General features: G+C 68.8%; 15 protein-coding genes and 1 pseudogene. 7 read left to right on the top strand and 9 right to left on the bottom strand.

Going from position 1 to position 16,626, the window contains the following annotated elements; translation table 11 throughout:
* Positions 1-30: 30 nt before the first annotated feature.
* Positions 31-183: pseudogene (locus tag DIE15_RS04330) on the top strand (transcriptional regulator); the annotation flags it as partial.
* Positions 184-277: 94 nt separating this feature from the next.
* Here the strand turns inward: DIE15_RS04330 and DIE15_RS04325 are convergent.
* The 3 genes from DIE15_RS04325 to DIE15_RS04315 form a co-directional block, all read right to left on the bottom strand.
* On the bottom strand, positions 278-1,735 hold the full coding sequence (locus DIE15_RS04325) for an MFS transporter (RefSeq protein WP_124832471.1): 1,458 nt from the start codon (positions 1,733-1,735) through the stop codon (positions 278-280).
* A 143-nt stretch (positions 1,736-1,878) separates the two neighbouring features.
* Complete coding sequence (locus tag DIE15_RS04320; protein ID WP_124832470.1) at positions 1,879-2,652, bottom strand: AraC family transcriptional regulator; 774 nt, start codon at positions 2,650-2,652, stop codon at positions 1,879-1,881.
* Between the two features lie 25 nt (positions 2,653-2,677).
* Complete coding sequence (locus tag DIE15_RS04315; protein ID WP_057924058.1) at positions 2,678-3,019, bottom strand: FKBP-type peptidyl-prolyl cis-trans isomerase; 342 nt, start codon at positions 3,017-3,019, stop codon at positions 2,678-2,680.
* Between the two features lie 582 nt (positions 3,020-3,601).
* Between DIE15_RS04315 and DIE15_RS04310 the strand changes: the two genes are divergently transcribed.
* Together DIE15_RS04310 and DIE15_RS04305 are read left to right on the top strand one after the other, a co-directional pair.
* A complete protein-coding gene (locus DIE15_RS04310) occupies positions 3,602-4,519 on the top strand; it encodes a metal-dependent hydrolase (RefSeq protein ID WP_057924057.1) in 918 nt (305 codons plus the stop codon).
* Positions 4,520-4,899: 380 nt separating this feature from the next.
* Complete coding sequence (locus DIE15_RS04305) at positions 4,900-6,372, top strand: sigma-54 dependent transcriptional regulator (protein WP_057924056.1); 1,473 nt, start codon at positions 4,900-4,902, stop codon at positions 6,370-6,372.
* Between the two features lie 982 nt (positions 6,373-7,354).
* Here the strand turns inward: DIE15_RS04305 and DIE15_RS04295 are convergent.
* Entirely contained in the window at positions 7,355-8,137 is a 783-nt protein-coding gene (locus tag DIE15_RS04295) for an ABC transporter substrate-binding protein (protein WP_057924055.1), read from the bottom strand.
* A gap of 232 nt (positions 8,138-8,369) precedes the next feature.
* Between DIE15_RS04295 and DIE15_RS04290 the strand changes: the two genes are divergently transcribed.
* Positions 8,370-8,789, top strand: a complete 420-nt coding sequence (locus tag DIE15_RS04290; RefSeq protein WP_057924054.1) for an MbcA/ParS/Xre antitoxin family protein — start codon at positions 8,370-8,372, stop codon at positions 8,787-8,789.
* Positions 8,790-8,791: 2 nt separating this feature from the next.
* The gene (locus DIE15_RS04285) at positions 8,792-9,487 is read left to right on the top strand and encodes an RES family NAD+ phosphorylase (RefSeq protein ID WP_124832469.1); all 696 of its coding nucleotides are present in this window, start codon (positions 8,792-8,794) and stop codon (positions 9,485-9,487) included.
* 57 nt (positions 9,488-9,544) lie between these two features.
* Here DIE15_RS04285 and DIE15_RS04280 read toward each other — a convergent pair whose 3' ends face one another.
* On the bottom strand, positions 9,545-10,270 hold the full coding sequence (locus tag DIE15_RS04280; RefSeq protein ID WP_124832468.1) for a metallophosphoesterase: 726 nt from the start codon (positions 10,268-10,270) through the stop codon (positions 9,545-9,547).
* A 136-nt stretch (positions 10,271-10,406) separates the two neighbouring features.
* On the opposite strand from DIE15_RS04280, the gene DIE15_RS04275 reads away from it, so the two are divergent.
* A complete protein-coding gene (locus tag DIE15_RS04275; protein ID WP_057924051.1) occupies positions 10,407-11,060 on the top strand; it encodes a DUF1345 domain-containing protein in 654 nt (217 codons plus the stop codon).
* A gap of 60 nt (positions 11,061-11,120) precedes the next feature.
* Here DIE15_RS04275 and DIE15_RS04270 read toward each other — a convergent pair whose 3' ends face one another.
* The gene (locus DIE15_RS04270; protein ID WP_057924050.1) at positions 11,121-11,831 is read right to left on the bottom strand and encodes a class I SAM-dependent methyltransferase; all 711 of its coding nucleotides are present in this window, start codon (positions 11,829-11,831) and stop codon (positions 11,121-11,123) included.
* 299 nt (positions 11,832-12,130) lie between these two features.
* On the opposite strand from DIE15_RS04270, the gene DIE15_RS04265 reads away from it, so the two are divergent.
* Positions 12,131-13,780: a DUF3459 domain-containing protein gene (locus DIE15_RS04265; RefSeq protein WP_124832554.1), complete on the top strand. Its 1,650-nt coding sequence runs from the start codon at positions 12,131-12,133 to the stop codon at positions 13,778-13,780.
* 37 nt (positions 13,781-13,817) lie between these two features.
* Here DIE15_RS04265 and DIE15_RS04260 read toward each other — a convergent pair whose 3' ends face one another.
* The 3 genes from DIE15_RS04260 to DIE15_RS04250 all read right to left on the bottom strand — a co-directional run bounded on the left by DIE15_RS04260 (position 13,818) and on the right by DIE15_RS04250 (position 16,626).
* A complete protein-coding gene (locus DIE15_RS04260; RefSeq protein WP_124832467.1) occupies positions 13,818-14,402 on the bottom strand; it encodes a thiamine phosphate synthase in 585 nt (194 codons plus the stop codon).
* A gap of 22 nt (positions 14,403-14,424) precedes the next feature.
* Positions 14,425-15,768 carry a hemolysin family protein gene (locus DIE15_RS04255; RefSeq protein ID WP_057924048.1) on the bottom strand — a complete coding sequence of 448 codons (1,344 nt, stop codon included), beginning with the start codon at positions 15,766-15,768 and terminating at the stop codon, positions 14,425-14,427.
* A gap of 78 nt (positions 15,769-15,846) precedes the next feature.
* Positions 15,847-16,626, bottom strand: a complete 780-nt coding sequence (locus DIE15_RS04250; RefSeq protein ID WP_124832466.1) for a sensor histidine kinase KdpD — start codon at positions 16,624-16,626, stop codon at positions 15,847-15,849.

Genomic DNA, 16,626 nt, shown 5'->3' with positions numbered 1-16,626 from the left:
TGCGTCATGCACGCCCGAGCGTCACGGCCCGCACGCGGCGAGCCGCATTCGGTGCTGGTCGAACGCAAGACGGGCCGCGTGATCCGCAAGCTCGCGCTGCGGCACGACGACGGCCGGCCGCTGAAGGCGGCGGAGACGGTCGTGCGGAAAGTGGGTGACGACGAGGGCGGGACACGGAGGTGAGTGCCGGATCGTCGCGCGATACAAGGGCTGCGTCGGCTCCGTTGCGCGGTTTCGCCTGCTCGGTCGCGTGCCCGGTAGCGGCCGACCGCGGTGGTCAATCGGCTGCGGGCATTGCCGGGCGCGCCCCGGACGCGCTGCGATGAGCATCCGGCCTGACGAGCATCGCGAGCAACGCAGCCGCGACCAGCAGCCCGACCGACACGCCTGTCTCGACATGCAGGCCCTCGACGATCTGCCATGCGGCACCTCCACCCGCGAGCGCACCGAACGCGGCCACGCCCATCGCGCCGCCAGCCTGTCGTGCGGTGTTCAGCACGGCCGACGCGATACCCGCGCGCTCGTGCTCGACCGACGCAAGCACGGCCGTCGTCATGGCCGGCACCGCGAATCCCATGCCCGCCGGAATCAGCAGGAACGGCACGAGCAGCAGCGGCAGCGGCGTCGATGCATCGACAAAATGCAGCGATCCGTAGCCGAGCGCGGCGACCAGTGCGCCCGCGAGCATCGGCGTGCGCGGGCCGTACCGCGCGACCGCGCGTCCGCTTGCGAGGTTCGACAGCAGGAACCCGCCTGTCAGCGGCAGGAACGCGAGCCCCGCCTGTAACGCGGATTCGCCGCGCACGCGCTGCAGGTAGAGCGCGAGCACGAAGACGGTGCCGTAGTACGTGAGGTTCACGCAGATCCCGAACAGGACAGCCGCGCTGAACGTGCGGCGGCGGAACAGCGACAGCGGCAGCATCGGCGTCGCAGTGCGCGATTCGACCGCGACGAGTGCGAGCGCGGCCAGCGCCGCGAGCGCGAAGCCGCCGGCGACGACCGGGTGCGCGAAGCCGAGCGGCCGCCATTCGATCACGGCGGCGGTCAGCGCGGTCAGCATCGCGATCGCGATGAACTGTCCGCGCAGGTCGAGCGAGCGGATCGAATGCGTTGGCGCGGCCGGCTCAGCTTGCTCGCGGCGCGCGGGCACCCACGCGAACGTGACCGCCAGCCCCGCCGCACACAGCGGCAGGTTCACGAGAAAGATGCCGCGCCAGCCCCACGCGGCGATCAGCAGGCCGCCCACGACCGGGCCGGCCGCGATCGAGACCGAGCCCGCCGCTGTCCACCAGCCGACGGCTCGTGCGCGCAGGCGTGGATCGTGCCGGCACGCGTCGTCGAGCAGCGCAAGCGAATTCGGCAGCATTGCCGCGGCACCGACGCCTTGCAGCGCGCGGGCCGCGATCAGCATCGCCGGCGCGACGGCGCCGCCGCATGCAAGTGACGCGAGCGCGAACAGCACGAGGCCGGCGACGTACATGCGGCGCGCGCCGAAGCGATCGCCCAGTGCGCCGCCCGACAGCATCAGCACCGCGAACGCGAGCGTATACGCATCGACGACCCACTGCAGGCCGGCGACGGCCAGATGAAGATCGCCGGCCAGGTGCGCGAGCGCGATGTTCACGATCGTCACGTCGAGCTGCGTGACGACGAAGCCGATACTGACGGTCGCGACGATGCGCGCGAGCGCGGGCGGAAAGGCGGGGGGAGGAAGTGCTCGTGTCCATGTCCGCATCGTAGGGCGCGACGGACGGGCGATGTTTCAGTCAGGCGTGAAGCGTCGATACCGCCGCGATGCCGGAACGGATCGGGCGAGCGGCGGACTCACCGAATCATTGCGCTGCTTTCCGACGGGCTGGCCGGGTGTGCCGGAAGCGCTCAGTGCCGTTCGCCGCGCCAGCGCCCCGGCGCGACGCCGAAGCGCTTCGTGAACGCATGCGTGAAGGTGCTCTGGTCGGCGAAGCCGACCATGCCGGCGATGTCGACGAGCGGATGGCGGCCGTCGGCGAGCAGCACGACGGCGGCATCGAGCCGCAGCCGCTGCAGATAGCGATGCGGGGTTTCGCCGAACGCGTCGACGAACAGTTGATGAAACCGGCGCATCCCGTAGCCGCAGTGCGCGGCGAGATCGGCGATGCGCAGCGGCTCCGCGAGCCGCGCGCGCAGCCAGCGGTCGATGCGTGCGAAATCGAGGCCCGCCGCGGGCGCGGTGAGGGCGAGACCGGTGTCGCCGAGCAGCGCGTCGCACAGACGCGCGGCGGCCTGCCACTGGAAGCGGTGCGCTTGCCGCGCGTCGCCGGCCGGCCCGTCGAGTTGCGCGGCCGCCGCCGCGACCTGCGCGACGAACGACGTCAGCGACGGATCGATCGATACGGCACGTGCGCTGTCGAACAGCCGCTGCGGCACCGCGAGCGACGCGGCAGGCAGGTCGAGCACGAGCTGGCGATTGTCGCCGAGGCCCGCGTAATCATGGCGCGCGCCGGCCGGAATCAGCCAGGCCGCGTGCCGGTCGATGCGCTGGCCGACGCCGTCCACCGCCATCACCATCGCGCCGTCGACGCCGAGCACGACCTGGTGAAAGTCGTGCACGTCGGACGCTTCGCACGTGTCGTAACGGCGCAGTGCGATGGCGGGAGACGGGATGCGTTCCATCGGAGGGCGTCGGCCGGCGGCGTCGTCAGACGGCGAGCAGTTCGACTTCGAACACGAGCGTCGCATTCGGCGGGATCACGCCGCCTGCACCGCGCGGGCCGTAGCCGAGTTGCGGCGGAATCGTCAGGCGACGCACGCCGCCGACCTTCATGCCCTGCACGCCTTCGTCCCAGCCCTTGATGACCATGCCGCCGCCGAGCACGAACGCGAACGGGTCGTTGCGGTCCTTGCTCGAGTCGAACTTTTGACCGTCGGTCAGCCAGCCCGTGTAGTGGACGCTGACGGTCTGGCCGGCTTGCGCTTCCGCGCCGGTGCCTTCGGTCAGATCTTCGATTTTGAGGCCCGATGCGGTCGTGGTGACAGACATGACTTCTCCTGAAAAGGGGTTGGGTAAAACCGGTATTGTAGGCGAGCGCGCCAGGGGCCGCCGCACGCGGCGAAGGCCCGGCTGTACGTCGATCCGGCGTCGATCGCGACGGCGCTCACGCACCTCGCCCGAAACCCGAATGGAACGCGCGTTTGAATTTTTCGCGAGCGGGACCGACGAGGTGGCACCACGCGAACGGGTGTGCGTATGAATTGGTGCTACCCGGGGTGATCGGCGTCGCGTGGAAGGCTGCCGCGCAATCCCGTGAAACGCCCTCCGCACGGTGCTTTCACGCCGGTTGCGGTGCACGCGTTCGGCGCCCGCCCGCCGGGCGCGCGCCGGTGTGCGCGTTCGAATCGCGACACGCGTGGACCTCGTTCCGGCATCGTTTTTTCCGCACTGCCGACCGTGCCCTGTTTGGAAGCGCGCGTCTACCGGGCGACTTGCGCGCGGCGCTGCCCCGAGCCTATCTTTACAGCTATCGATGTCAAGGTTTCGGCGTGGCGCGATGCGCCGCCCGGGCCCGCGCCGGCAAGACCGCAACGGCTGCCGGGCTGCCCGAAAACAAGGAGAACGACAAGCATGAAGTCAGCCGCTTCCGCCACCGCAGCCGAGGTGATGCCGGTGCGCCGCGACCTGCGCTTCGACCTGCCGGTCGAACGCGCGAAGGACTGGCACGGGCTCGGCCCGCACGTGACCCACTTCTTCAACGCGCTGTCGCTGCTGTTTCCGGCCGGCGAGCGCTTTTTCATGGATTCGGTGCGCAACTATCGCGACCGGATCGACGATCCCGTGCTGAAGCGCCAGGTGCTCGGCTTCATCGGCCAGGAGGCGATGCATACGCGCGAGCACGTCGAATACAACGAGCTGATGCAGGCGAACCGGCTGCCCGCGCATAAGCTCGACAAGCGCGTGTGGGCGGTGCTCGGCTTCATGAAGCGCAAGCTGCCGCATTCGGTGCAGCTCGCGCACACGGTGGCGGCGGAGCACTACACGGCGATGCTCGCGGACTGGATCCTGCGCGACCCGACGCGTCTCGATGGCTCGGTCGAAGGCTACCGGCAGATGTGGGTATGGCATGCGCTCGAGGAAACCGAGCACAAGGCCGTGTCCTACGACGTGTGGAACGCCGTGATGAAGCCGGGCCTGCGCCGCTATCCGATCCGTGTCGGCGTGTACCTGCTGACGACGCTGACGTTCTGGCCGAGCGTGTTCCTGATGCACGTGACGCTGCTGTGGCGCGATCGCGGCGCCGGGCATCACGTGCGCGGGATGCTGCGCATGCTCGCGTTCCTGTACGGGCCGCGGCGCGGACTGTTTCCGCGCATCGCCGGCGAATGGCTGAGCTTCCTGCGGCCGGGCTTCCATCCGTGGGACCACGACAACCGCCACCACCTCGCGCGCGTCGACGCGCTCGTCGCCGCGTACGGTGGACACGACGACGCGGCGGCCGGACGCGGCCGCGCCAACGCGCTCGCACCGCTCGCATCCGGGCGCTGACGCAGCCGCCGTGCCATGCGGCGGGTGTTGCGTTCGTGCATCAACCGCGCTTCGTCTGACGATTGACCGGCGTCAAGCCGGAAACGGTTGCGCGCGCGGGCGCCGGGACGGCCGCCAGGCCGCGCCCGCGCCGGCGCGGTTTCGCGCGTTCGCTTCCCGTACGGCCTTGTTTCGCGCCCGCCGCGCCACCGGGATAACACCCATCTAGCCGCGCGTCGGCGGCATCGATATACCGTTCATGAAAGGACTCGCCCGGCGCACGATTATTGCCGGGGGGATTTTATTCGGACGGAAATGCGGCCAATATGTCGGTTCAATCGAGGTCCGTCAGACGCGGCGGCGAGCCGGCGCACGATACCAACGCCAAGCGGGGAACAACGATGGTTGCAAGGTCACCCGACGCAAACGCGACGGCGGCACCCGAGATGCCGCTCGTATCCGTTACCGCACCCGAGGCCGGACGCAAGCTGTTCGTGATCATGCGTTCGCCGGATGAGCCGTTGCTGGCGCAATTGCGCGAGCTCGGCTGGGAAATCTCGGTCGCGAAGACGGCCGGCGCAGCGCAGAACATGACGTCCGGCGTGAACGTCGCCGCCGGGCTCGTCGATTTCTCGGGCTTCACGTCGCGCGACTACCCCGCGCTGAAGGCGTGCCTGAGCCAGCCGGCGATCGGCTGGATTTCCGTCGCGCAGGCCGGCATCACGATCGGCCCGGCCGTGCGCGAACTGATCCGCAGCTACTGTTTCGATTACGTAACGCTGCCGTTGCCGTACGAGTGGATTTCGCACGTGCTCGGCCATGCACGCGGGATGGCCGCGCTCGATCGCGTCGACGGCGCGGCATACGCGGCGTCGATCGGCGAGCACGGGATGATCGGCAACTGCGAAGCGATGCAGCAGCTGTTCAGCACGATTCGCAAGGTCGCGAAAACCGACGCCAGCGTGTTCGTTTCCGGCGAGTCGGGCACCGGCAAGGAGCTGACGGCGCTCGCGATCCACGAGCGCTCGGTGCGCGGCAAGGGCCCGTTCGTCGCGATCAACTGTGGCGCGATTCCGCATCACCTGCTGCAGTCGGAACTGTTCGGCTACGAGCGCGGCGCATTCACCGGGGCGAACCAGCGGCGCGCGGGGCGGATCGAATCCGCGAACGGCGGCACGCTGTTTCTCGACGAAATCGGCGACATGCCGGTCGAAAGCCAGGCGAGCCTGCTGCGCTTCCTGCAGGAAGGGAAGATCGAGCGGCTCGGCGGCCAGGAATCGATTCCGGTCGACGTGCGGATCATCTCGGCGACGCACGTGGATCTCGACGGCGCGGTCGAGGCCGGACGCTTCCGCGCGGACCTCTATCACCGGCTCTGCGTGCTGCGCATTCACGAGCCGCCGCTGCGCGCACGCGGCAAGGACATCGACATCCTCGCGCATTACGTGCTGCAGAAATACAAGGCCGACAGCGGCCGCAAGATCAGCGGCTTCACGTCGGCCGCGCTCGACGCGATGCGCCGCTACGAGTGGCCCGGCAACGTGCGCGAGTTGATCAACCGGGTGCGCCGCGCGATCGTGATGGCCGAGAGCCGGCTCTTGACGCCGCACGATCTCGGGCTCGAGACGCCGGGCGAAACGGAGCCCGTGACGCTCGAGCAGGCACGTTCGCTTGCCGAGCGCACCGCGATCGAGAACGCGCTGCTGCGCAACGATCACCGGATCAACAAGGCCGCCGCCGAACTCGGCATCTCGCGCGTGACGCTCTACCGGATGATGATCGAGCACGGGCTCAACGACCACGACAACAACGGCGACAACGGCGGAAAGGACGGCTCGCCGGCCGGCGACGAGGACCACCAGCGAGTCGGCTGAACGGCGGCAGGGACGCGTCCGCACCGGCCCGTGCGCGGGCGATCGGCGGCATGTAAAGGGCGTGAAACGTTTCCTGTCGGCGGCCGCGCAAGTAGACCCGGCAAACGCGGGCGGCGGCGTGCCGCCCGCACCGGGAAAATTTTCCGTATCGTCCGTGCGCCTTGTCCGGTAAGGCGTCGCCGCTGCGCAGCCGAGGCCGCCCGCGCGCGGCATGTTTCAGTTTCGCAACGTCCTGCATGTCCCGCCCGATCGTGCCGCGGGCTTGTCCGATGAAAGCCTTGTGCAGCCGGCCTCGTACGAAGCTGGCCCGCTCCTTGCGCAGGTTGAGGTGCGAGAGTCGACGACGTGGCGTCCGGCCGGTTCGGCAGCGAACCCTGCAAGGGCCGGCAAGGACGCAGTCCGCGGGGATGATCGGCGGGACGGGCGGCACAGCCCCGTTCCGGCCGGCACGGGCCGTCGTCGTCGGATCGTCGGGGCGCCGGCGATGTCCGGCTGCCGGTACAAGCAACGGCTCGAATACGGGGTAGAAAAATGATGAACGATCGCCACACGCCGCGGCCGGCAGGCCGCGATCGCAGTGATTCGACCCATCGCCGGTCGACCGCGCATCTTGCTGCCGGCCGGCATGCGTCGACAGGCCATCTCTCCGCGCCCGGTGCGAGGCGGATCCGGTTGATACCCGGTCATCCGCGCCGGGCCGGCGCTTTCCTGCTTGCCAACCCGATCCGCATGGGGATGTGCACTCGGGCACCGGTGCCCCGGCGCCCGGTCTTCGCTTATTGACGTCGAGCGCCTGCGGTCGCCAGCGCAGGCGATCCGTCTGCAATGCGCGTGATTTGCGGCATCCGGATGAGCGACACGGACGATGCAACCGGCACGACGGCGAACGTCAGGGAGGCGTCGCCGTCCGGCGAGCAGGGGAGGGGCGGTCGGACGCGCGCGACGGGCATCGCACCCGTACGCGCGCGACGCCGCTTCAGCTTCAGCCGCCGTAGATGTCGAAGTCGAAGTACTTCGACGCGAGCCGCTTGTAGGTGCCGTCCTTGACCATGTCGAGGATCGCGCGGTCGATCTTCGCCTTCAGGTCGGTGTCTTCCTTGCGCAGCCCGATGCCGGCGCCGACGCCGAGCACCTTCTCGTCGACGAGCTCCGGCCCGACGAACTGGTAGCCCGCGCCGCGCGGCGACTTCAGGAACCCGATCGCGGCCTGCACCTCGTCCTGCAGCGCGGCATCGAGACGGCCCGATGTGAGGTCCGCATACACGCCGTCCTGGTTCTGGTACGACACGACGTTCGCGCCTTGCTTCGCCCAGTACGCCTTCGCATACGCTTCCTGCGTCGTGCCCTGCTCGACGCCGATCGACTTGCCCTTCAGCGATTCGGCCGTCGGCAGCAGCGGCGACCCCTTCTTCACGACGAGGCGCGTCGGCTGGTTGTAGATCTTCGTCGTGAAGCCGATCTGTTCCGCGCGTTGCGACGTGATCGACATCGACGACAGCACCGCGTCGAACTTCTTCGCCTTCAGCGCGGGAATCATCCCGTCGAAATCGTTCTCGAGCCACACGCATTTGGCCTTCAACCGCGCGCAGATCTCGTTGCCGAGGTCGATGTCGAAGCCGACGAGCTTGCCGTCGGGCGCCTTCGATTCAAATGGTGCGTAGCTGGCGTCGGTGCCGAAGCGCAGCGTGGTCCAGTCCTTTGCGACGGCAGGGCCTGCCGATACCGCGAGCAGGGCGATCGAAACGGCGGCAATCAGTCTCTTCATGATGGTTCCTTGGCGTGGGTCTATCCGGTTCTGGGCGACACGGTTGCTGCAGGCGCACCGCGTTCCGATGCGCTGTCCGCACGGTCATTAACGCAGAAAATAAAATCTGAGTCCAGAATGGACAAAAAATATCGATCCATCGGACGGGATGCCGACGTCGCGGGGGGCGACCCTTGCAAAAATACGGAAATGGACTAATCTTGTTAGTAAATTCGTTTTGAGACTAACGATCATGTCACAGCCCGCCTTCGATCCGCATTCCGCCCCGCGGCAGGCCTCGGTCGCGCAGATGTCGGCGGCCGGCCTGCGTGCGTTCTTCAACATCGCGCGCGACTGGGAGCTGACGATCGACGAACAGATCGTGCTGCTCGGGTCGCCCGGCCGCTCGACGTTCTTCAAGTGGAAGGCAGCGCCCGAATCGGCGCGCCTGCCGCGCGATACGCTCGAGCGGCTATCGCTGCTGCTCGGCATCTACAAGGCGCTGCAGATCCTGCTGCCGCAACCGGCCGCGGCCGACACCTGGGTCAAGCGGCCCAACGACGCGGTGCCGTTCGGCGGCAAGCGCGCGCTCGACCGGATGCTCGCCGGCAATGTCGGCGACCTGGTCGCCGTCCGGCAATATCTCGACGCGATGCGGGGTGGCTGGGCGTGACGATGCCGACCGAAACGCAACACTGGCCCACGACCGTCGTCGACTGGGCACCTGCCTATCGCGTGATTCCCACCCGTTTTCCGGCCATCAACCTGTTCGATCGCGTCGCGTCCGCCGAGGATTTCGACGCGCTGTATGCGCTCGAATCGCTGACCAACGATCGCATCCGCCACGAAGTCGGCACGCTCGAACTCGTGCCGCCGGCCGAGCGTCGCTACGGCCAGGGCTGGGGGCCGATCATGGCCGCATTCACGCACCTGAATCCGCAAGGCAGCCGCTTTTCCGACGGCAGCTACGGCGTGTTCTACTGCGGGCGGTCGCGCGATACGGCGATCGCCGAAACCCGCTATCACAGCGGGCTGTTCCTGGCCGCGACGAAGGAGCCGCCGATGCGCCAGCAGATGCGGCTCTACACGGTGGTCGTGCAGGGCGACGTCGCCGACGTGCGCACGTGGCCGCAACGCAGCCCGGCGCTGCTCGATCCGCTCGATTACAGCGCAGGGCAGGCGCTCGGCCGCGCGGTGCGCAATGCGGGCGGCGCGGGGATCGTCTATCCGTCGGTGCGCGACCCGAGCGGCGAGTGTCTCGCGGCATTCCGCACGCCACTGCTGCGCGACTGTCATCACGCGGCGTATCTCGAATACAACTGGAACGGTTCCGCGATCGATGCGGTGTTCGAGCTGAACCAGGTCGGCTAGCGGGGGGCATGAGCGCCCCCACGCGCGTGCGTGGGGGCGCTATCAGCGTTGCAGCGCTCAGGGCAGCGGCAAATCGCCCGCATGACGTGCGCGTGCGTCGGCTTGAGTGAGCGACCACGTATCGCCGGTGCGTGGTTCGACGATCGTCAGCCGCCCCGACGGTGCGAACGCGCCGGTATCGATGAACCATTGCGCGCCGATGCGTTGCGGCGCGCGCACGGGCGTATGACCGGTGCAGGTCAGCGACAGGCCGGCCTGCCGGGCCGGGTCGACAAGCCCCTGGACGAGGTCGCGCCCCCAGATCAGCCGCTCGCGCACGTCGGGCGAATAGTTGCCGGTATCGAGTTCGGTATCCGGACCGAAAAATTCCGCATGCAGCACGTTGAAGCGCGCGGCACCGTCACTGATCACGCGCACGAGCGGCAGCGCGTCGACGCGCGCCGCATGCGCGTGCAGCCGTTCCGGCGGGAGATCGGCGCCCCAGTCGCCGCCGATTCCGCGCCACGCATCGGGCGACAGCTTGCCGCGCGACACGAGGCTCAGCACTTCTTCGTGATTGCCGCGCACGACATGGCACCACGGGCGGTCGAGCAGCTCGAGCGCGGTTTCGGACGCGGGGCCGCGGTCGACGAGGTCGCCGACCGAGAACAGCCGGTCGCGAGCCGGGTCGAAGCCGATGTCGTGCAGCAGCGCGCGCAGCACATCCACGCAACCATGCAGATCGCCGACGACGAAGTCGCGGCCGGCCGCGTTCGCGGGATGGTGGCAGAGGGCAGGAGTCATGCCGATATCTTAGGCGCTCACGCCCATCGCAACGTCATGCAGGAATGGCGATAATCGGGGCGGTACCCGCCGGCACGGCGCAGCGGGGCGTTTGCGCGCCGGCCGAACCCTTTCCATCCGCTTTCGGAATCGCACGATGACGTTCTATCCGCAGGTATTACGCAACCGGCCGCGCATGGTCGCGGCCTTCGTCGCCGGCGTGTCGTGTGCGGTGCTGCTGCCGCTCCAGTTGAGGCTGACCGCGCGCGTGCTGATCGGCTGGGATTGCGCGGTCTGGCTGTATCTCGTGCTGATGTGGGTGCGCATGGTCACCGCGCATCATCACAAGGTGCGCGAAGTCGCGATCCGCGAGGACGAGAACGCGACGACCGTGCTGACCGTCGTGTGCCTCGCGACGGTCGCGAGCGTCGCCGCGATCGCGATCGAGCTCGCCACCGCGAAGAGCGTCGGCTTTCGCGCGGGGCTCGGCCATTACGCGGTCACCGGTGCGACGCTGTTCGGCGCCTGGTTCCTGATCCCGACGATCTTCACGCTGCACTACGCGCGGCTCTATTACGGCTCGCCGAGCGGCGATCGCGCGCTTCGCTTTCCTGACAGCAAGCTCGAGCCCGACTACTGGGATTTCCTGTATTTCGCGTTCACGCTCGCGGTCGCGTCGCAGACGGCCGACGTGTCGCTCGCGAATCGTTCCGCGCGCCGCTCGGTGCTCGCGCAGTCGATCCTGTCGTTCTACTTCAACATGGCCGTGCTCGGGCTGTCGATCAACGTCGCGGCGGGGCTGCTGGGCTGACACCGCTGACATAGAGCACGCGAGCGGTTCGTTCGTGCCGCCGCGCTCGAGCGCGCACCGTCACACGCCGCGCCGCACCGCGATCCACGCGCCCCAGAACAGGCTCGAGAAAAAGCGCAGCGGTGCATCGAAACCCGCGTCGTGCAGCAGCCGGAACACGACTTCCTCGGAAGCCGGCGGATCGGCGCCTTGCAGGATCTTCGCCAACTGCGCACGCACGGCGTCGGGCGTCGCGCCCTTCATGCGCCAGCGCTGCTGCCACGCGTCGAGCAGGCGAGGGTGGTCCGCATAGCGGCGATGGTTACCCGCGATCACGAGCGGTGCGCCGGGTTTCAGACGGCGCGCAATCGCATCCAGCAGCGCGGCCTTCGCGGTGTCGCCGGGGACGTGATGCAGCACGCCGATCAGCGTCGCACCGTCGAAGGCGGGCGCCTCGGGCAGCGCATCGACACCGGCCTCGATGAAGTGCGTGCGCGCGGCGAAACCCGCCGCTTCGACGTTGGCACGCGCGAGCGCGAGCATCGGCGCGGACGGATCGACCGCCGTGAACTGCCAGCCCGGTTCGAGCGCGGCGGGCACGCAGATTTCCTGCCCCGTGCCGCCGGCACCCACGACGAGGATCCGTGCATCGGCCACGCCGATCGACGACGCGAGCATGCACGCGGCGAGTTCGTGGCATGCGTCGTAGCCGGCGAGCGCGATGCGGGACTGTTCGGCGTATTCGTGCGCGCGTGCCGGATCGAACTTCGCGGCGCTGGCGGGGAGCGACATGGCGGATTCCTCGGGTTCGGGCGCGGACGGGTGTCCACGCATCGCACCGAGCGTAAGCGCGGGTCGGCGGCACAACAAGGCGAGCGACCATTCCGGTATGCGGACTACCTGACTCGGCGCGCAACGCGCGCCAACGTTGGCGGGGTCGATTCGCATTTAAAAATGTGAGGATTCGATGCGTTGCAATCGTGAAACCGGCGCATACTTTTGTTCCCCCCTGCCTGGCCGTCGCATGCCGGGCCCCGATGCGCCGCGCCGATCGCGCGGCCATGCCGCTCGGCACGCACGAGGAGCGCATGATGTCAGATTGTCCGCACGATCCGTATGCGCAGCACTACATTCACTGCCTGCCGTCCGGCGCGCAGCCCTGCGGCGCGCTCGGTACGACGCCGCGAACGCATTTCCGCGTATGGGCGCCGGGCAGCACGCACGTTCAGCTCGAACTCGATACCGGTTACGGCCCGACGCTCGTCCCGATGACGGCGGCCGGTCCGAACTGGTTCGAAGCGTTCGTCGAATGCGGTGCGGGTGCACGTTACCGTTACCGGCTCGACGATGTCGTGTCGATTCCCGATCCCGCATCGCGTTCGCAACCCGACGGGCTCAACGGCCCGAGCGAGGTCGTCGATCCGCGCGCGTTCACGTGGCGCAATACGTTCTGGCGCGGCCGTCCGTGGGAAGACATCGCGCTGTACGCGATTCGTCCTCACGCGGTGGGCGGCTTCGACGGCGTGCGCCGCCGGCTGCCGCAGCTTGCGCGTCTCGGCGTGACCGCGCTGGAGTTGCTTGCGTCGCCGCACGACAGCCTGCCGTTCGCGCCGCTCGCGGTGGAAGGTGGGCCCGACGCGCTGAAGGCGCTGATCGACGACGCGCACGGCTACGGTCTCGCGGTGCTGCTGGAGCTCGATTACGCACGCTTCGGCAGCGGCACCGACGCGCTGCGCCATTACGCGGTGCCGTTCTTTCATACGCGCGACGATCCGCTGCAGGCGCCGCCGCTCGCGCTCGACCATCCGGAAGTCTGCGATTTCTTCTGCGACAACGCGCTGTACTGGATCGACGAATACCGTTGCGACGGGCTGCGGCTGCGCGAGGCCGACCGGATCGGCACGTCGTGGCTGCGCGAGATCGCCGACCGCGTGCGCGCGGCCGTGCCGGCCGACCGGCTGATCCACCTCGTGCTCGGCAGCGAGCGTCATCCGGTGCATCTGGCCGATACGCATTTCGATGCGCAGTGGAACGGTTGCGGCGAACGCGCGCTGCACCGGTTGATGGACCGCGACGCGGCCGCTCACGAGGGGATATCGGCGCACCAGTCGATCCATACGCTGGCCCGCGCGTTGACCGCGGCCGGCGCGGCATTCCAGCCGGCCACGTCGGGTGATGGCCCGTGCGCCGAAGGGTTGTCGCTGACGTCGCTGGTGCTGTCCGATGGCGCATGCCGCGAGAGCGAGCATGGCGACCATGAGCATGCGCCCGGCCTCGCGGCGCTCGCGCTGTCGCTGCTGACGCCGCAGATCCCGCTGATCTTCGACGAAACCGCGCGCGATATCGATCGTGTGCATTTCGTGCAGTCGGCGCTCGCGGTGCGCGCGAAGCTGATTGCGCCTCGGCTGTCCGATTGCCGGCCGCAGGACGCGCATACGCTGAAGGCGGATGGTGACGGCGATGCCGATGCGCTGCTCGCATCATGGCGGCTCGCCGATGACGAGACGCTGACCATCGCACTGAACCTGTCGCCCGACGCGGTGCCGTTCGATGCGCCGAGAGGGCGGGTCGTGTTCGAGACGCCGGCACGCGCCCGCGACCGGGTTGACGAAGGGGAGTTGCCGCCGTATTCGCTCGTCGCGTGGCTGACGGGTGACGTCAACCAGTATGCGCTCACGCACGACGTACGCCGGATCGACGATGGCGCATGGCGCGCAAGGCGCCCCGATCTGAACGTGTGATGCCGGGAAGGCCGGGCGCCGACGCGCCTGGCCGCATTTACCAGAAGCTGCGAATGCCCGCGACGCCGTACGCGCCGTGGCGGCGCGCGTCGTCGAGATGCGCGCGCGTCATGCCGCCGAGCGCATAAACCGGCATCGCCGCCTGCGCGGCCAATGCCGCGAACTGCGTCCAGCCGAGCGTCGGCGCGCCGGGATGGCTGAGCGTCGGCAGCACGGGCGACAGCGTGACGAAATCCGCGCCTGCGCGCGCGGCCAGCACGAGATCGTCGGCTGCATGGCATGCAGCCGATACGCGACGCGCGGGCGGCAGCGGCCGTTGCGCGACGGCGCGCAGCGCGGCGCCGTCGAGGTGCCAGCCGGCACCGTCGAGCTGCATCACGCCGGCCGCGTCGATCGGGCCGTTGAGCATCAGTTGCGCGCCGGCGGCGTCGCAGCGCGCGAGCGCCTCGGCGGCCAGCTGCGCGAACGCGGCCGCGTCGAACGACTTGACGCGCAGCTGCACGAGCATCTCGCCGCGCGCGAGCACGGCCGACAGCCGGTCGAGGAAGGCTTGGCGATCGGCGGCCGACGCGGATGCCAGCTCCGGCGTGATCACGCAGCAGCGCGGCAGCGTCGCGCTCATCGCGGGCGGCGAGCGGCGACCGTCATTCGTCGGCCTCCTTCGCGATCTTCGGATACACGCGCACCAGCACGATGCGTGGCCCGTTCATCTTCTTCACGACGACGTCGAAGCGATCGAACGACACGCGCTGCCCTTCGGTCGGCAAATCGCTCAGCGCCTGGATCACGAGGCCGCCGACCGATTCCGCGCGCCCTTCGTCGATGTCGATGCCGAGCGCCTGCTCGAGCGACACGACGGGCAGGCTGCCCTTGCCCATCAGCGTGCCGTCGTCGAGGCGGGTCCAGTCCGCGTCGCCCTGGCGGAACTCGTCGTGGATCTGGCCGACCAGCGCGCCGAGCAGGTTGTCGAGCGTCAGGAAGCCGATCGGCTTCGCGCCCTTGTTGCCGACCAGCGCGAAGTGCGGCGCCCCCTTGCGGAAGCGGCGGAACAGCTCCAGCGCCGGCGTGTCGGGCTTTACGTACTGCACCGGACGGACGTAATCGGACAGGTCCTCGAGCGCTGCACCCGCGTGACGCGCGAGCAGCAGGTCCTTCAGGTGGATCAGCCCGCTCACCTGTTCGCGCGCCGCATCCTCGAACAGCGGATAGCGGCTGAAGCGGTGGCGCGCGACGATTTCCATGTTGTCGGGCAGCGGCAGGTCGCGACGCAGGCCGATCATTTCATGCGCCGGCCGCATCAGGTCCGACACCGTCATCGATGAGAAATCGAGCGAATGTGCGAGCGTGTTCCACTCGTCGTTAGTGTACGCGCCGCGCGCCGGCTGGGCCGTGTTGCCGGCCGTGCTGCGGCGGCTGCGCAGGATCAGTTTCAGCTCGTCGGTCGAGTAGTGCGCATCGCCGCCGTGGTCGGCCGACAGCCCCGCGAGCTTCAGCACCGCGTTCGCACTGGTGTTGAGCACCCAGATCGCCGGGTACATCGCCCAGTAGAACGCATACAGCGGCAGCGCGACCCACAGGCCGACCTTCTCCGACTGGCGGATCGCCATCGATTTCGGCGCGAGTTCGCCGACCACGATGTGCAGGAACGAGATCAGCGAGAACGCGAACACGAGCGAGATCAGGTGCACGATGCGTTCGGACTGCACGCCGATCAGGTCGAGCAGCGGGCCGATCAGTTCCGCGAACGCCGGTTCGCCGACCCAGCCGAGGCCGAGCGACGCGAGCGTGATGCCGAGCTGGCACGCGGACAGATACGCGTCGAGCCGGCCGTGCACGATGGCGAGGATGCGCCCGCGCAGGCCGTGCTTGCGGGCAAGTGTCTTGACGCGCGTCGCGCGCAGTTTGACGAGGCCGAATTCGGCTGCGACGAAAAACCCGTTCAGGGCCACCAGGAACAACGCGCCGATGAGCGCGAAGATCTGTAACAAAGAATCGCTCCAGTCATGACAGGCCCAACAGTATAGGGCCGGAAAGGGAAATGTAATGTGTCAGGCGCGGCCGATTGCTTACACCGGCGCCTCGCAGGGGACGGAGAGCGAGAGGGTGACGGCGGCGCCGTCGGCGAACGGGGCGTGCGTGAAGGTGCCGGCGTGCGCCAGCGCGACACGCTGGCACAGCGCGAGCGTCCAGGCGACGCGCTTCGCGTCGTGCGGGCGCAGCATCTCGCGGCGTGCGAACGATTCGAACGCGTGCGGCAGCGCCGGATCGGCGAGCGCATCGGCGCTGACGGCGCACGTGACATGCGCGACGCACCGCGCGCCGTCGTGCGTGCACGCGAACGTCACGAGGCTGCCGGCGGCGCTGGCTTCGACGGCCGTCGTCAGCATCGTCCAAAGCGCCTGCGCGACGCGTTCGCGATCGGCGGTCAGTGATGGCTCGCCGTCGGGCAGCGTCGCATCGATGCTCACCTGCCGCGCGTCGGCGAGCGCGAAGCGCACCAGGGCGAGCGTATCGTCGAGCAGCGGGCGCAGCGCGAACGGCTGCGCGCTGATCGCGAGCGTGCGCGTTTCCGCACGCGGCGCATCGAGTACGTCGTCGATCAGCGCGACCTGCTGGTCGATCCCGGTGCGGATGCCCGCGAGTGCGCGTTGCAGGTTCGGGTCGGCGCTGGCGAGCTGGCGCTCGAGCACGTACGCCCAGCTGTGCATTGCGTTCAGCGGGCTGCGCAGGTCGTGCGATGCGGTGGAAAGCGCCTGGTCGCGCAGGAACAGCGCGGCCTCGGCGGCATAGTGCGCTGCGCGTTCGCGCAGCAGGTCGGCGGCGGGATCGACGGAAAGGGACGTCAC

This window comes from Burkholderia sp. Bp9031, assembly GCF_003857965.1.
GTDB lineage: Bacteria > Pseudomonadota > Gammaproteobacteria > Burkholderiales > Burkholderiaceae > Burkholderia > Burkholderia ambifaria_A.
The sequence above is the reverse complement of the archived record's forward strand: the minus strand, read 5'-3'. Positions and strand labels throughout refer to the sequence as shown.

What these genes read in the sequence shown, in the direction of transcription:
- DIE15_RS04325 (WP_124832471.1), bottom strand. Translation starts at nt 1,735, where the DNA reads ATGCGGACATGGACACGAGCACTTCCTCCCCCCGCCTTTCCGCCCGCG.
- DIE15_RS04320 (WP_124832470.1), bottom strand. Translation starts at nt 2,652, where the DNA reads ATGGAACGCATCCCGTCTCCCGCCATCGCACTGCGCCGTTACGACACG.
- DIE15_RS04315 (WP_057924058.1), bottom strand. Translation starts at nt 3,019, where the DNA reads ATGTCTGTCACCACGACCGCATCGGGCCTCAAAATCGAAGATCTGACC.
- DIE15_RS04310 (WP_057924057.1), top strand. Translation starts at nt 3,602, where the DNA reads ATGAAGTCAGCCGCTTCCGCCACCGCAGCCGAGGTGATGCCGGTGCGC.
- DIE15_RS04305 (WP_057924056.1), top strand. Translation starts at nt 4,900, where the DNA reads ATGGTTGCAAGGTCACCCGACGCAAACGCGACGGCGGCACCCGAGATG.
- DIE15_RS04295 (WP_057924055.1), bottom strand. Translation starts at nt 8,137, where the DNA reads ATGAAGAGACTGATTGCCGCCGTTTCGATCGCCCTGCTCGCGGTATCG.
- DIE15_RS04290 (WP_057924054.1), top strand. Translation starts at nt 8,370, where the DNA reads ATGTCACAGCCCGCCTTCGATCCGCATTCCGCCCCGCGGCAGGCCTCG.
- DIE15_RS04285 (WP_124832469.1), top strand. Translation starts at nt 8,792, where the DNA reads ATGCCGACCGAAACGCAACACTGGCCCACGACCGTCGTCGACTGGGCA.
- DIE15_RS04280 (WP_124832468.1), bottom strand. Translation starts at nt 10,270, where the DNA reads ATGACTCCTGCCCTCTGCCACCATCCCGCGAACGCGGCCGGCCGCGAC.
- DIE15_RS04275 (WP_057924051.1), top strand. Translation starts at nt 10,407, where the DNA reads ATGACGTTCTATCCGCAGGTATTACGCAACCGGCCGCGCATGGTCGCG.
- DIE15_RS04270 (WP_057924050.1), bottom strand. Translation starts at nt 11,831, where the DNA reads ATGTCGCTCCCCGCCAGCGCCGCGAAGTTCGATCCGGCACGCGCGCAC.
- DIE15_RS04265 (WP_124832554.1), top strand. Translation starts at nt 12,131, where the DNA reads ATGTCAGATTGTCCGCACGATCCGTATGCGCAGCACTACATTCACTGC.
- DIE15_RS04260 (WP_124832467.1), bottom strand. Translation starts at nt 14,402, where the DNA reads ATGAGCGCGACGCTGCCGCGCTGCTGCGTGATCACGCCGGAGCTGGCA.